Below are 13,262 nucleotides of genomic sequence, written 5' to 3'. Positions count from 1 at the left end.
GGCGGTGCCCGACACGACCCGCCTGGCCGCCGCGTCGCTGGCGGCCGGTGATCCCACCGGCTGGTTCGAGCAGCTGTACGCCGAAGCCGGCGCGGGCACCGCCGAGGTGCCGTGGGACGTGCCCCGGCCCAGCAAGCTGCTCGCCGAGTGGGTCCGCGACGGCTCGGTCACCGGCGCCGGCCGTCGCGCCCTGGTCGTCGGCTGCGGGCTGGGCCGTGACGCCGAGTTCCTGGCCGGGCTGGGCTTCACCACCACGGCGTTCGACATCTCCGCCACCGCGGTGCGCACGGCCCGCGAGCGGCACCCGGGCTCCCCGGTCGAGTACGGCGTGGCCGACCTGCTGGACCCGCCGCCGCAGTGGCGCGGCGGCTTCGACCTGGTCTTGGAGAGCAACAACGTGCAGGCCCTGCCCGAGCCGGTCCGGGACCGGGCGATCGCCAACGTGGGCCCGCTGGTCGCGCCCGGCGGCACGCTGCTGGTTCTGGCGGCCGCCGCGACCGGTACGGACACCGACGGCCCGCCGTGGCCGCTGACCCGCGCGGAGATCGACGCGTTCGCCGTCCCCGGTCTGACGCCGGTCCGGATCGACGAGATCGCTGACCCCGACGACCCGTTGATCAGGCGGTGGCGGGCGGAGTTCCGAGCCGGCGGATGACCTCGGCCAGGTCCGGCGGGTCCAGCCCGGCCAGGCCGCCGAGCTCGGCCGGGCTCAGCCAGGCGTGCCCGGCCAGGCTGAGCTGCTCGTCGGGCATGAGGCCGTCGCGGGCCAGGGGCGGCCGGGCGGTGTCGTAGCGGGCCAGGAAGAACTCCTCGGGCCCGGCGAAGTCCTGTCCCTTCCACCGGAAGTCCCGCAGGACGGTCACCGACGGCCCGGTCACGGCGGCCGGGTCGAGCCCGGTCTCCTCGGCCAGCTCCCGGCGGGCCGCGGCCAGGAAGTCCTCGCCGGGCTCGACACCACCGCCGGGCGGCTCCCACACGTCGTGGCCGTCCACCGGGTCCCGCCAGTGCAGCAGCAGGATGCGGCCGTCCGCGTCGACGCAGACGACCCGGGCGGCGCGGCGGTGGACCGGTTCCATGTCAGAGCACCTCGAATCGTGGCGGTGGGTGGCGCAGGAAGCCGTGGTGGGAGATGTCCCAGCCGTACGCGCCGGTGCGGGCGAAGACCAGCACGTCTCCGATGCGCAGCCGGTCCACGGGCTGGTCGCGGGCGAGGACGTCGCGCGGGGTGCACAGCTCGCCGACAGCGTCCACGGTGACGTCGGTGACCTGCGGGCGGGGCCAGTCGTAGGGCCAGTCGGCGACGGGCAGCACGGTGAACGGGTGGCTGTAACCCCAGGCGGCGGGCAGCCGGAAGTGGTGGGTGCCGCCGCGCAGCACCGCGAACCAGCGGCCGTGGGTGTGCTTGAGGTCGAGGACCTCGGCGGCGTACCAGCCGGCGTCGGCGGCCAGGATCCGGCCCGGCTCGACGATCAGCTCCACGCCCGCCGGAACCGTCAGCCCGGCCAGCCCGGACCGCAGCTCATCCAGGTCGATGGTGGCGTCGCCGAGGTAGTCGACGCCCAGCCCGCCGCCGACGTTGACCAGCCGCAGGTCCAGCCCGTGCCGGGCGGCGGTGGTCACCGACCAGTCCAGCGCCCCGGCGACGAACCGGGCGTGGGTTGCGGCGTCCAGGTTGTTCGACACGGCGTGCAGGTGGAAGCCGGTGATCCGGACCGAGGTCAGCGGCAGGGCCAGCACCCGGGCCAGGTCCTGCTCGTCGACACCGAACGGGGTGGGCGTACCCGTCATGGCGTGGCTGCCGGGCAGCGCGGCCTGCGCCCGGTTGACCCGTACCGCCGCGTCCACGACCGTCCCGGCCGCCCGGGCGACCCGGTCCAGGCGCCGCAGTTCGTGGCCGCTCTCCACGTTGACCTGCGCGCCCGCGGCCACGGCCGCGGCCAGCTCGGCGTCGGTCTTGCCCGGCCCGCCGAAGACGATCCGGCGAGCGCCGGCGGCCAGCGCCAGCTCGAGCTCACCGCCGGAGGCGACCTCCAGGCCGTCGCAGGCCGCGCCGAGGGTACGCACGACCGCCGGGTGCCCGTTGGCCTTCACCGCGTACAGCAGGGTCGTGCCCGGCGGCAGCGCGGCCCGCACCTCGGCGGCCCGCTCCCGCAACGCGGCCGTGTCGTAGACGTACGCGCACACCGGCCGCGGCAGGGCCCGCAGCGCGGCGGCGACGTGCTCAGGCGCCGGCATGCAGGGGATTCTCCACCGGCAGGTATTCGTCGCCGGCCCCGGCCAGGCGCATCCGCACCAGCGCCTTGTGCGGCACGGTCGGCGCGGTGAACGCGGCGTGGTCCTGCGCCGCGAGCTCACCCGCCCCGGCGTAGGTCTCGTCGACGACGGCCCGCACGATCCGCCACGCGGCGTCCTCGTCGAGGGAGTGCGATTCACCGAGCCGGATCACCAGCTCACCCAGATGCGCCTGGAACGCCGTGTAGCCGATCTTGGCGCGCAGCACGGCGGCGTCGTCCGTGCCGACCACGGAACCGGGCCACAGGCTCACGTCGTGCCCGGCGGCGGCCAGCCGGCCCGGGTGCAGCCGCAGCCCGGCGAAGTCCCGGACGGCGAGCCGCTGCGGCACCCCACCGGTGAACGTGGGCAGGCAGTTCTGCAGGTGCGCCTCCAGCGCCACCCCGTGCAGCGTCAGCCGCAGTAGCGGCGGCACGACCAGCCGGGTGTACGCGTCCAGGAACGCCGCCGCCGCGCCCGCGTCGTCGCGTCGTCCCGTGCTCGTGGCGAACTCGGCCACCAGCGCGGCGGCGACGAACGGCAGCGCCCCACCCGGCACCGCCCGCTCACCGGGGCGCAGCCGCCCGGTGAGACCGTCGCGCATGATCGCGGCCATGTCGCGCCCCGACCCGGCCGGTACGGCCGCCCCGGCGGTCTCGGCCATGAGCAGCAGCCGGTCCGCGGCCGGGTCGTCGGCGACGAGGCGGTGCAGCAGCACGGACACGGCCGGGCCGTTGCGCGTGCTGGCCACGCTGATGCTGCGCCGCGTCGAGGTGACCTGGATGTCCAGCGACACCTTCACGTACCGGCGGGTGCCGTCCGCGGCGACCGGCAGCAGCAGCGTCCGCAGCGCGGCGGTCGGGATCGCGTCGAGCTCGTCGTCCAGGATCCGCAGCGCCCCGCTGTCGAGCAGGTCGCGGTAGCGCGACGGCAGCACGGCGTCGCGCTGCCAGGCGTGCACCGGCTGCAGCCGGTACCCCGCCGGCGCCGGCGGCAGCTGCGGATACACCTCCCGCAGGGCAGCGCCGACGTCATCACCAAGGTGCAGGTCGTCGCGGACCGCGATGAACCCGAGCCGGGTGTGCCCGGCCTCCAGGTCGTGGGCCAGCACGTCGCTGGTGTCCCAGCCCAGCCGGGTCCGCCCGCACGGGTGCAGGTTGTGCCCGGCGACGGCCAGCCGTTCCCCGGCGACCGCGGCGTGGTCCGGATCGGTGGCCGGCACATGCGCGCGCCGGGCCAGGGCGACGGCCAGGTTGACCACGGCGTTGCGCAGCTCGGCGGCGAAGCCGGCGGCGTTGCCCGGCAGCCGCTCCGGCAGCAGGTCGGCGGGATCATCGGCGCCCGCGGTGGCGTACTCCACCCGGTGGAAAGCGTGCAGCCGGTCGCCGGGCGCGGCCGGCACGATCCCCTCCCGGACCAGCGCGCCCCGCAGCCGCCGCCCGACGACGTCGGCCGCCTCGGGCAGCGCGGCGGTGAAACCGTCACTGAGCTGGGGTGCGTGCACGGCCAGGGCCGCGCCGGTGTGGGCGGCGGTCATGGCGAGCCGCCGGGTCGCCAGGCTGCGTGTCATGCCCCCGCCATCGGATTGTCGTGGGTGGTCCAGAGGTCGTCGAGCGGGTCCGCGGCCAGCCGCATCGCCGTGGTCGCCTTGACCGGCAGCGGATCACTGAGCAGCCGGGCCGCGTCGCTGGTCGCGGTGCCCCGGATCGCGGCGGCGGTGGCCGCCCACAGCCGTCCCGGGTCGGCGCCGGCCCGGGCCAGCACGGCGATCAGCTGCCCGGCGACCGTGCCGAGAACGGCGGCGGCCAGCTTGGTGCGCAGCACGTCCGGGTCGTCGCTGGGCAGATCACCCTCGACTGGCGGGGCCTCGACGCCGTGGGCGCGCAGCCGGCGGGCGCTGACCCGGACACCACCGAGGTCGCGGTAGACGATCCGGGCCGGCCGGCCGCCGTCGAGCACCAGCAGCGTGTTCTGCCCGTGGGCCTCCAGCGCGACGCCGCGGTCCAGCACGGTCAGCAGCGGCGGCAGCAGCAGGTGCACGAGGTCGTGCCACCACGCGTACGGGTCGGTGGCCAGCCCGGGCAGCAGCTCCGGCAGGGCGCCCAGCGGCAGCACGGTCTCGGTCGCGGCGATCCGCGGGGCCCGGCGGCGCAGGTGGGCGAGGTGACGCTGGGGCCGGCCGTCGATCAGGACCGCGCCGGCCGCGGTCTCCCGCAGGACGGTCAGGGGCAGATCGGCGGTGAGGGTGGCGAGCAGGTCGGACAGTCGCGGGCCGTTGTGGACCGCGGCCGGTGAGACCGTACGCACGGCGGAGGTCATCTGGATGTCGACGGCGGTCTTGAGATGGTCGGCGCCGGACAGGGGAGCGACGGTGCGCAGGGACATGAGGGGGCGGACCGGCTCGGTCTCGCCGGCGTCGGTCAGCCACGGGTAGCGGGCGGTGAGGCGTGCGGCCTGCCAGGGGTGCGCGTAGAGCAGTGGTGGCGTGTCGCCGTACCAGCGGTCGGGCGGAACGGCGAGACGGCGCAGGCGGATGACCGGGCGGTGCTCGGGGGCGTAGGCCAGGACGTCGGCGACGGTCATGCCGCCGCGCGTACGGGTGCAGGGGTGCAGCGGGTGGCCTTCGAGGACCCGCTGCTCGAGGCGGCCGAGGCCGCCGGGGTCGCCTTGGGCTCTCGTGAGGTCTCGCGAGGCGGGGGTGGGTGGGGGATCGGCGTAGGCGAGGGCCAGGTTGGCGACGCTGTTGTCGAGCTCCTGGGCGAGGCGTTCGGTGTGGGGGCCGAGATCCAGCGAGCGCAGCAGGGTGGCGGGGTCGTCGTAGGCCTCGTCCGGGCGGGAATCGCCGGGGCGGCTTCGGTCCCGAGTGAGCCAGGCGGTGAGGCCGGGTTCGGGGGTGGCGAAGGGGAGGGTGGCCGCGGTGGGGGCGGTCAGGGTGCCGCCGTCGGCGAGTTCGACGTGGTGTGCACGGTGGGTTACGCCGGGGAGTGGTTCGTGGTGCACGGCGTTGAGGAGGCGGGCCATGATCTGGGCTCGGGCCGCCGGGAGGGCCGCGTCGTAGGCGGCTACCAGGTCCGGGCGATGTTTGTGCAGCTCGGTGCGGGTTCGGGCGGGGTCGGCGGTGTGCCCGTCGGATGGTGCTGAGGTGGTCGGTGGCAGGGGCACGGGTCATATTCTCCGGCAGTCGGCTTGCGCGGGTCGGGCCGGGCCTGCCCAGCTAACATCCTAGGATGCCTTACAGGGTGTGCGCCCAGTCGCTCGCTCACGGTCGTTCCCAACCAAAAAGGAATCAACGACTACGCCTGATTTGAATTCAGCCTCAGGGGATCTCGGCGCAGGGTTCATCCGGGGGAGCGGACTGTCTTGAGGGCGGCGCGGTCTTCGTGGGCTCGTCGTCGCTTGCTTCGAAAGCCCGTGCGTGGTCGGCCCCTACTCCTTGGTCAATGCCTGCAGGAAGTCCGCTTCTCGCGCTTCGTCCAGGCCTACCGGTGTGCGGTCGGGGCGTTGTGGCGCCGTACCGCCGATTTGTTGCAGCCAGGTCCACGTGTCGACGATCGTCTCGCCCACCGGGCGGATCTTCAGGCCGATGGCCTGGGCCTTGGTGACGTCGGCGCCGTGCATGAACGCGTAGTCGTGGCCGGTGAGCCAGATGGGGAGGTCCATCCAGGGTTCGATGCCGGCGTCGAGGATTGCCTGGGGGTCGGCCCAGTGCAGGTTCGCGTGGTTGCCGGTGACCTCGTTCGCTGTCTCCAGCAATTCGGCCATCGTGGTGTGGCCGGGTGGACTGACCACGTTGTAGGGGCCGGCGGCGCCCTGCTCCGCGGCGTCGAGCATCCAGGTGGCCAGGTCGCGGGCGTCGATGTACTGCAGTTTGAGGTCTTTCGGGCCGGGCGCGAGGGTGGGTCCGCCGCGGGCCAGGCGGTTGAGCCACCAGGGGAGGCGGCCGATGTTCTCCCCGGGGCCCAGGATCAGTCCGGCGCGGGCGTGCAGGACCGGGCCGGTGAAGTTCTGCTCGGCGGCGAGTTCGGCGCCGCGTTTGGCCGCCGAGTAGTCGCTGTCGTCGTCGGAGTCGGGGGAGGCGTCGACGAGCGGGTCGTCCTCGGTGCGGGCGGGGGTGTCGGTGTCGGCGTGCACGCTGCGGCTCGAGAGGTATGTGTAGTGGCCGGCGCGGCCGTCGAGGGTGCGGGCGGCGTCGCGGACGGCGCTGGGGCGTCCGGACCAGGTGTCGATGACCAGGTCCCAGGTGCCGCCGGTCAGTGCGGTCAGGCCGGCGGGGCTGAGGCGGTCGCCGGTGAGGCCGGTGGTGCCGGGTGGGGGTGGCTGGTGGCCGCGGTTGAGGACGGTGACGTGGTGCCCGCGCTTCTGGGCCTGGTCGATGAGGGCGGGACCGACGAACCCTGTGCCGCCGAGCACGAGCAGCTTCATGGCGTCGACGATGCCTTTTGTCGTACCCCGAGCGGAAGATGTGATCGCTGACAGCGGAACCGGGGGTGCGAGATGGCGTTGCGGGTGGATCTGACGTTCGACTGTGGGCGGGCGGTGGAGCTGGCCCGGTTCTGGAAGCTGGCGCTGGGCTATGTGGACGAGCCGCCGCCGGCGCCGTTCCGGACCCGGGAGGAGTGGGCGGCGTCGTTCGGTCCGCCGGAGGACGACGAGGGTGGCGGGGCGTGGCTGCACGATCCGGAGGGGATCGGTCCGCGGCTGGTGTTCCTGGAGGTGCCGGAGCCGAAGGTGGCGAAGAACAGGCTGCACATCGACGTACGGGTGGGCCGGTACGGCTCGCCGGAGCAGGTCTGGGAGCGGGTCGAGGCGAAGGTGGCGCAGCTGGTGGCCGCAGGTGCGTCGGTGTTGGCGGTGGACGGCACGCATCACGTGGTGCTGGCTGATCCGGAGGGCAACGAGTTCTGCGTGGCGGGCTGAGGCGCGGTTTCGTCCGGGGGTCAGGGGTCCTTTGTGCACGGGGGTCAGGCGCCGAGGGGGAAGTCGGCGACGGCGTGCCAGTTGTCACCGGGTTCGCGGGCACCGGCGATCAGGCGGATCGAGGTGACGGTGGTGGTGATCGGCAGGTGGTGGGTGACTGCGGTGGCGGCTGCTTCGAGGGTGGGCCGGGGGTGGTCGTGGCCGATGGTGAGGTGGGGGATCGTCTCGTCGAAGGCGCCGCCGTAGGGCTGGGCCTGGGGGAATCGCGCGGTGAGGGCGGCGGTGAGGGCGATGAAGGGTTGGGCCGGGTCGGGGGCGAGCCAGACCACGGTGTCGCCGAACCAGCCGATGCGGTCGAGGGTCACGTCGAAGGGGGTTTCCGCGGCGGCGATCTGCTGGATGGCGGCCAGGATCCTGTCGTTGATCTTGTCGGGGGGCAGGAACGGGAAGACGAGGGTGATGTGGGCGGGGACGCCCCAGGAGGCGGCACGGTCGAGGGCGATGCGGCGGGCGCTGACGGCCGGTTCGGCTGCGGGGACCTCGATGATGAGGGCGGTGTGGGTGGCTTCCATGGGTTGATTCTCGCGGGGGGAGCTATCGGTTTTGGCTGCTGTCCGATCCGGTCGGGCGGGTCGGTATCTCGACACTCTTCCCTCGGCAGAAGGTCCGGCTCGACCATGCGCACCTGGTCCGGTTCCACCAGCCGCGCCTCTGTGGGATACCGGCCGGCTCGCCCAGGATGGCCGGCCCGCCTGGACCGACCGGCCCGCCCGGACCGCTCGGACCGACCGGCTCACCTGGACCGACCGGCCCGTCAGGACCGACGGGCCCGTCAGGGCCGGGCCAGCCCGGCAGGGCCGGTCGGTCCAGGCGGGCCGGCCAGCCAGCCCGCCTGAGCCGGCCAGCCCGGACCGACCGGCCAGCCCGGACCGACCGGCCAGCCCGGACCGACCGGCCAGCTCAGACCGGCCAGCCCGCCTGAACCGGGCCAGCCCGGCACAAGTTGCGCGAGACGCAGAACCGTCCGGCCCGGCAAGCCGGCCAACCCTGCCGTTCGGAGGCAGGCCGCGCGGACGCGGACGTGGATGCGGGCGCGCGTCAGCCCGCTGACCGTTTCCAGGGGTTGCTCCGGGGTGCCTGGGGTGCTTACGACCAACCTCCGCTGCTCGCGCGGCCCGCTGCCTACCCGTCACGCCACTGCGGGCTGCCCGCTCCCCACCTACCGCGCGCTACCGGGCTACCGGTCGGACGAGAGGCTTGGACGAGAGGCTTGGACGAGAGGCTTGGCGGAGTGACGCACGCACCAGGTTGCTCCGGGCTCGGCCCGGCTTCGCTTGCCTCCTCCCGCGATCGTGAGTGTTCGCTGCGGCCGGGCCCTTCCGCGCCCGGCTCAGCTGATGAACGCTGCCCGGAAGTCGATGGTGGCGATCATCTGGCCGCGGTTGTTGATGCCGACCGGCATCTCGTTGCCGGTGAGCCCCCGGGTGGTCAGGTCGATGATCTGCCGGTTGCGCCACAGCACCGGCCGGCTGGTGCCGTCCGCGGTCTGGGCGACCCCCGCGAACACACCTTTGTCGTTGACGGCGGTGGCGTTGCCGTCCGGCCCGCCGAGCGTCCCCAGCTCCACCGGCCCGAGCGGGTAGGTCACCGGCCGGGTGCGTCCGAGCTCGTCGGTCGAGTATCCGGCGATGATGCCGCTGTTGTTGATGTCGTTGGGGTAGTTGCTGCCCGGGGTGGCGATGGGGCCGAAGCCGCTGGTGGAGCCGTACTGCTGGAAGCCGAGGTAGGTGTTGTCGAACATCATGAGGACCTTGGCCTGGTTGTTGATCTTTCCGGTGGTGCGGGCGGTGTTGTTTTCCGGGCCGAGTTCGGTGACGGTGCCGTTGTGCCAGATCAGGCGGCTGGTCTGGGCGCCGGTTTCGTCGACCCGGGAGACCAGGACCTGGCCTTTGTCGTTGATGTCCCAGCCGATGCTGCGGCCCTGGCCGAGGTCGGTGATGCGGCCGCGGTGCCAGGTGACGGCGCGGTATTCGCCGGCCGCGTTCAGGGCGGTGCCGGCGATGGTGCCGTTTTCGTTGATGCCGTGGGCTTCGGCGTAGTGGCCGCCGGGCAGGGTGGGGAGGTCGGTGAGTTTGCCGTTGCGCCAGGAGAAGGCGTGCAGCTCGCCGTCGGCGGTGAGGCTGCGGCCGACGGCGACGCCTTTGTCGTTGAGGTCGTAGACCTCGGTGGAGAGGCCGCCGAGGGTGCCGAGGTCGGTGACGGTGTATTGCCGGGGTGCTGCGGTGGCCGGGGTGGCCGATGCGGTGGTGGCGATGGTGGCGGTGAGCACGGCAGCGAGCAGTGTTCTCATGCTTTCCCCCCGTGGGATGACAGCGAGTTGTTCCAGTGTGGATCGCGAGTGCCCGACCGGGGGAGAGCCGATCATCCAGGAGTGCCCTGACAGATGTCATGGGATGGTCGTGACGGTTGCCCCCCTCGGTCGTCGGTGGCGGCGCTGAGGATCGGGGTATGACAGTTACCGCGTTGCCTGAGGCCGGGATCCGCGGGTCCGGCCAGTTCGCCGTCGACCTGGAGGCGGTGGTGAAGCGTTTCGGGGCGGTCACCGCCGTCGACGGGATCAGCTTGCGGATCCGTCCGGGGGAGGTGGTGGCCCTGCTGGGGCCCAATGGTGCGGGCAAGACCAGCACGGTGGACATGTTGTTGGGCCTGTCGGCGCCGACCGAGGGCACGGCCAGGGTGTACGGCCGCCCGCCGCGTGAGGCGGTGGCGCTGGGGCTGGTGTCGGCGGTGATGCAGACCGGTGGCCTGTTGAAGGACTACACGGTCGAGGAGACCGTACGGCTGACCGCGGTCCTGTTCGGGCGGGGCCGCGCGGAGGTGACGCGGGCGCTGGAGCGGGCCGGGATCGCGGACATCGGTCAGCGGCTGGTCGGTAAGTGCTCGGGGGGTCAGCAGCAGCGGCTGCGGTTCGCGATGGCGTTGCTGCCGGATCCGGAGCTGCTGATCCTGGACGAGCCGACCACGGGGATGGATGTCGGGGGCCGGCATGACTTCTGGACGTCGATCCGCCAGGACGCGCGGGGTGGCCGTACGGTCATTTTCGCCACGCATTACCTGGAGGAGGCCGACGCGTACGCCGACCGGGTGGTCTTCGTGCGGCGGGGGCGGGTGGTGGCCGACGGTACGGCGGCCGAGGTGAAGGCGCTGGCGTCGGGCCGTACGGTGCGGGCGACGTTGCCGGGGGCCAGTGAGGCCGAGCTGCGGGCGTTGCCGGGGGTCGAGTCGGTGGAGCTGCGTGGTGACACCGTTTATGTGCATGCGAGCGACACCGATCAGGTGGCGCGTTATCTGCTGGCGGAGACCACCGCCCGGGATCTGGAGATCACTTCCCGGAATTTGGAGCAGGCGTTCCTGGCGCTGACCGCCGACGACACGATTCCGGAGAGTGCCCGATGAGCATGCCCGTTGCCCGTAGCCTGCCGCGCTTCGGCGGTTTCAGTTTCGCGATGATCGGGCTTGAGCTGCGGCGGATGGTCCGTAACAAGCGCACGGTGATTTTCACGGTGGTGATGCCGCCGGCGTTCTTCCTGTTGTTCGGCACGAATGCCTCGTCGCGCTCGGAGCGGGTCGGTGGCGGGAACGTGACCGGTTACATCCTGGTGAGCATGGCGGTGTACGGGGCGATGCTGGCCACGACCAGCGGCGGGGCGATGGTGTCGATCGAGCGGGCGGCGGGGTGGAGCCGGCAGTTGCGGCTGACGCCGTTGCGGCCGGAGGCGTACGTGGCGGTGAAGCTGGTCCTGGCGATGGTGATCGGCGCGGTGTCCGTGGGTGTGACGTTCGTGGTCGGGGCGCTGGCGGGGGCGCAGTTGCCGGCGTCGGCGTGGGTGGCCTGCGGGTTGCTGGCCTGGGTGTGTGCGCTGGTGTTCGCCGCGTTCGGGCTGTTCATGGGTTATCTGCTGCCGAGTGAGAACGTGATGCAGATCCTGGGCCCGGTGCTGGCGGTGCTGTCGTTCGCCGGTGGGTTGTTCGTGCCCCTCGATCTGATGGGCCACACGTTCGCGACGATTGCGAAGTTCACCCCGGTGTACGGGGTGGGGGAGATCGCCCGGTATCCGCTGACCCACGACGGGAACCTGTGGGTCGCCGCGGCGGGTGTGGTGGTGTGGACGGCGGTGTTCGCCGCGGGCGCGATGTGGCGGTTCCGCCGGGACACGGCGCGGGTCTGAGTGAGCGGTAGCGTCACGACCATGAGCGAGGCGGAGCGGCGGGGCCGGCGCTTCGGGTGGGTTTTCGCCGGGTTGTGGTTGTTCTACCTGAAGGAGAACCTGACCGCGCTGCTGGACCATCCGGCGGGGTGGGAGCGCGACGTGGGGCTGGCCGCACTGGCCGGCTTCGCGGCGTCGTATCTAATTCTGGTGGCCTGGATGAGTTCGGTGCGCCGGGGCGGGCGGCCGCTGCGGGTCGTGGTGCGGCTCTGGCTGGTCCTGCTGGCGTTGCTGATCCTGACGGCGTTGCAGGTGCCCGGTGCGGGGGTGCATGCGCTGACCTGTCTGGTGTACGTCGCGGCGTCGGGGATGGTCGGCTTGCCGTTGTGGCAGGCGCTGCCGTTCGCGGGGGTGCTGCTGGCGGTGGCCGAGGTGCTGGCGTGGCGGGTGCCGGGCTGGGACGACCAGGGCTACGGCCTGGCGGTGCTGCTGGGGTCGGCGGCCAGCGGCGGGTTCCGGCTGGCGGCGGAGCGTCAGTGGCGGTTGCAGGTGGCGCAGCAGGAGCTGGCGGAGATCACCCGGCGGGAGACCGCCGAGCGGGCGGTGGACGACGAGCGGGCCCGGATCGCCGCTGATCTGCACGACATTCTGGGGCATTCGCTGACGGTGGTGACGGTGAAGGCGGAGCTGGCGCAGCGGCTGCTGGACGTGGATCTGGGCCGGGCGCGTTCGGAGCTGCGGGAGCTGGAGGCGCTGGCCCGGGACGCGTTGTCGGATGTGCGGGCGACGGCGCTGGGGGTGCGGGGGATCTCGCTGCCGGGGGAGATCGCGGCGGCGCGGGAGGCGCTGGCGGCGGCGCATGTGTGCGCGGAGCTGCCGGGGGCCACCGATGCGGTGCCCACGCGCAACCGGGAGTTGTTCGCGTGGACGATCCGGGAGGCGGTCACCAACGTGGTGCGGCACAGCCGGGCGGGGCATTGCGCGGTGCGGCTGGCGCCGCGGAGTGTGGAGATCGTCGACGACGGGCCGGGTGACGGTGCGCCGGCCGGCGACGGTCAGGGTCTGGTCGGGCTGCGGCGCCGCGCCGACGCGGCGGGGGCGACGCTGACGGTCGGTCGCCGGGGCGACGGGCCGGGTTTCCGGGTACGGGTGGAGGTGCCGGCATGATCCGGTTGTTGCTGGCCGACGACCAGGCGCTGGTCCGCGGGGCGATGGCGGCCCTGCTCGACATGGAGCCGGATCTGCAGGTGGTGGCCGAGGTGGGCCGGGGTGACGAGGTCGTCGACGCGGTCCGGGGTCATGACGTGGACGTGGCGCTGCTGGATGTGGAGATGCCGGGGCTGGACGGGGTCGCGGCGGCGCGGGCGTTGCGGGCGGCGGTGCCGGGTTGCCGGGTGCTGATGGTGACCACGTTCGGCCGGGCCGGGTATCTGCGGCAGGCGATGGCTGCCGGCGCCAGCGGTTTCGTGGTCAAGGACACTCCGGCGCGGCAGCTGGCCGACATGGTGCGCCGGGTGCACGAGGGGCTGCGGGTGGTCGATCCGGCCCTGGCGGCGCAGTCGCTGGCGCACGGGGACTCGCCGCTGACCGAGCGGGAGAGTGATGTGCTGCGGGCGGCCCGTGACGGCGGCACGGTGGCTGACATCGCCCGGGAGCTGCGCCTGTCGGAGGGCACGGTGCGTAATCATCTGTCGTCGGTGATCGGCAAGACCGGGGCGCGTACCCGGGCCGAGGCGGTCCGCCTGGCCGTCGACAACGGCTGGCTGCTGGCGTAGCCGCAGCTCGTCGCCGCCCTCGGGCGGACTTTAGGCTTTTTCGCAGTGCAACCGTCCGGCAACCGAACGCGACCGGAGTCTGCACCCAGCG

At 73.1% G+C, this 13,262-nt stretch carries 13 protein-coding genes; 6 read left to right on the top strand and 7 right to left on the bottom strand.

Features of this window, described 5'->3' with window-relative positions:
• Positions 1 to 4 precede the first annotated feature (4 nt).
• Positions 5 to 655 (top strand): class I SAM-dependent methyltransferase, encoded by a 651-nt coding sequence (locus AB0C12_RS26015; protein WP_360552200.1) that lies wholly within the window; start codon positions 5 to 7, stop codon positions 653 to 655.
• Here AB0C12_RS26015 and AB0C12_RS26010 read toward each other — a convergent pair.
• The 5 genes from AB0C12_RS26010 to AB0C12_RS25990 form a co-directional block, all read right to left on the bottom strand.
• The gene (locus tag AB0C12_RS26010) at positions 618 to 1,076 is read right to left on the bottom strand and encodes an NUDIX domain-containing protein (RefSeq protein ID WP_360552198.1); all 459 of its coding nucleotides are present in this window, start codon (positions 1,074 to 1,076) and stop codon (positions 618 to 620) included. The genes AB0C12_RS26015 and AB0C12_RS26010 overlap by 38 nt on opposite strands.
• 1 nt (position 1,077) lies before the next feature.
• Positions 1,078 to 2,235 carry an alanine racemase gene (locus tag AB0C12_RS26005; protein WP_360552196.1) on the bottom strand — a complete coding sequence of 386 codons (1,158 nt, stop codon included), beginning with the start codon at positions 2,233 to 2,235 and terminating at the stop codon, positions 1,078 to 1,080.
• On the bottom strand, positions 2,222 to 3,841 hold the full coding sequence (locus AB0C12_RS26000; RefSeq protein WP_360552194.1) for an IucA/IucC family protein: 1,620 nt from the start codon (positions 3,839 to 3,841) through the stop codon (positions 2,222 to 2,224). Before AB0C12_RS26000 ends, AB0C12_RS26005 begins: the two co-directional genes overlap by 14 nt.
• Positions 3,838 to 5,433, bottom strand: a complete 1,596-nt coding sequence (locus AB0C12_RS25995) for an IucA/IucC family protein (RefSeq protein WP_360552192.1) — start codon at positions 5,431 to 5,433, stop codon at positions 3,838 to 3,840. Before AB0C12_RS25995 ends, AB0C12_RS26000 begins: the two co-directional genes overlap by 4 nt.
• 264 nt (positions 5,434 to 5,697) lie before the next feature.
• A complete protein-coding gene (locus AB0C12_RS25990) occupies positions 5,698 to 6,693 on the bottom strand; it encodes an NAD-dependent epimerase/dehydratase family protein (protein ID WP_360552190.1) in 996 nt (331 codons plus the stop codon).
• 72 nt (positions 6,694 to 6,765) lie between these two features.
• Here AB0C12_RS25990 and AB0C12_RS25985 point away from each other — a divergent pair, with 72 nt between their 5' ends.
• A complete protein-coding gene (locus AB0C12_RS25985; protein WP_360552188.1) occupies positions 6,766 to 7,188 on the top strand; it encodes a VOC family protein in 423 nt (140 codons plus the stop codon).
• A 44-nt stretch (positions 7,189 to 7,232) separates the two neighbouring features.
• Here AB0C12_RS25985 and AB0C12_RS25980 read toward each other — a convergent pair whose 3' ends face one another.
• Both AB0C12_RS25980 and AB0C12_RS25975 read right to left on the bottom strand, forming a co-directional pair.
• Positions 7,233 to 7,760, bottom strand: coding sequence for a 2'-5' RNA ligase family protein (locus AB0C12_RS25980; RefSeq protein WP_360552186.1), 528 nt, complete (start codon positions 7,758 to 7,760; stop codon positions 7,233 to 7,235).
• Positions 7,761 to 8,578: 818 nt separating this feature from the next.
• Positions 8,579 to 9,538, bottom strand: a complete 960-nt coding sequence (locus AB0C12_RS25975; protein ID WP_360552184.1) for a hypothetical protein — start codon at positions 9,536 to 9,538, stop codon at positions 8,579 to 8,581.
• Between the two features lie 158 nt (positions 9,539 to 9,696).
• On the opposite strand from AB0C12_RS25975, the gene AB0C12_RS25970 reads away from it, so the two are divergent.
• From AB0C12_RS25970 to AB0C12_RS25955, 4 genes are read left to right on the top strand one after another with little or no spacing between them, the layout of a single operon-like run.
• Positions 9,697 to 10,644 carry an ABC transporter ATP-binding protein gene (locus tag AB0C12_RS25970; RefSeq protein WP_360552182.1) on the top strand — a complete coding sequence of 316 codons (948 nt, stop codon included), beginning with the start codon at positions 9,697 to 9,699 and terminating at the stop codon, positions 10,642 to 10,644.
• A complete protein-coding gene (locus AB0C12_RS25965; protein ID WP_360552180.1) occupies positions 10,641 to 11,417 on the top strand; it encodes an ABC transporter permease in 777 nt (258 codons plus the stop codon). The genes AB0C12_RS25970 and AB0C12_RS25965 overlap by 4 nt, the downstream gene beginning before the upstream one ends.
• A gap of 21 nt (positions 11,418 to 11,438) precedes the next feature.
• Positions 11,439 to 12,563, top strand: coding sequence for a sensor histidine kinase (locus AB0C12_RS25960; RefSeq protein WP_360552178.1), 1,125 nt, complete (start codon positions 11,439 to 11,441; stop codon positions 12,561 to 12,563).
• The gene (locus AB0C12_RS25955) at positions 12,560 to 13,171 is read left to right on the top strand and encodes a response regulator transcription factor (RefSeq protein WP_360552176.1); all 612 of its coding nucleotides are present in this window, start codon (positions 12,560 to 12,562) and stop codon (positions 13,169 to 13,171) included. Before AB0C12_RS25960 ends, AB0C12_RS25955 begins: the two co-directional genes overlap by 4 nt.
• Positions 13,172 to 13,262: the final 91 nt, after the last annotated feature.

Origin of the sequence: Actinoplanes sp. NPDC048967, from assembly GCF_040649415.1 — a bacterium.
Taxonomy (GTDB): Bacteria; Actinomycetota; Actinomycetes; order Mycobacteriales; family Micromonosporaceae; genus Actinoplanes.
The sequence above is the reverse complement of the archived record's forward strand: the minus strand, read 5'-3'. Positions and strand labels throughout refer to the sequence as shown.

What these genes read in the sequence shown, in the direction of transcription:
- AB0C12_RS26010 (WP_360552198.1), bottom strand. Translation starts at nt 1,076, where the DNA reads ATGGAACCGGTCCACCGCCGCGCCGCCCGGGTCGTCTGCGTCGACGCG.
- AB0C12_RS26005 (WP_360552196.1), bottom strand. Translation starts at nt 2,235, where the DNA reads ATGCCGGCGCCTGAGCACGTCGCCGCCGCGCTGCGGGCCCTGCCGCGG.
- AB0C12_RS26000 (WP_360552194.1), bottom strand. Translation starts at nt 3,841, where the DNA reads ATGACACGCAGCCTGGCGACCCGGCGGCTCGCCATGACCGCCGCCCAC.
- AB0C12_RS25990 (WP_360552190.1), bottom strand. Translation starts at nt 6,693, where the DNA reads ATGAAGCTGCTCGTGCTCGGCGGCACAGGGTTCGTCGGTCCCGCCCTC.
- AB0C12_RS25985 (WP_360552188.1), top strand. Translation starts at nt 6,766, where the DNA reads ATGGCGTTGCGGGTGGATCTGACGTTCGACTGTGGGCGGGCGGTGGAG.
- AB0C12_RS25980 (WP_360552186.1), bottom strand. Translation starts at nt 7,760, where the DNA reads ATGGAAGCCACCCACACCGCCCTCATCATCGAGGTCCCCGCAGCCGAA.
- AB0C12_RS25975 (WP_360552184.1), bottom strand. Translation starts at nt 9,538, where the DNA reads ATGAGAACACTGCTCGCTGCCGTGCTCACCGCCACCATCGCCACCACC.
- AB0C12_RS25970 (WP_360552182.1), top strand. Translation starts at nt 9,697, where the DNA reads ATGACAGTTACCGCGTTGCCTGAGGCCGGGATCCGCGGGTCCGGCCAG.
- AB0C12_RS25965 (WP_360552180.1), top strand. Translation starts at nt 10,641, where the DNA reads ATGAGCATGCCCGTTGCCCGTAGCCTGCCGCGCTTCGGCGGTTTCAGT.
- AB0C12_RS25960 (WP_360552178.1), top strand. Translation starts at nt 11,439, where the DNA reads ATGAGCGAGGCGGAGCGGCGGGGCCGGCGCTTCGGGTGGGTTTTCGCC.
- AB0C12_RS25955 (WP_360552176.1), top strand. Translation starts at nt 12,560, where the DNA reads ATGATCCGGTTGTTGCTGGCCGACGACCAGGCGCTGGTCCGCGGGGCG.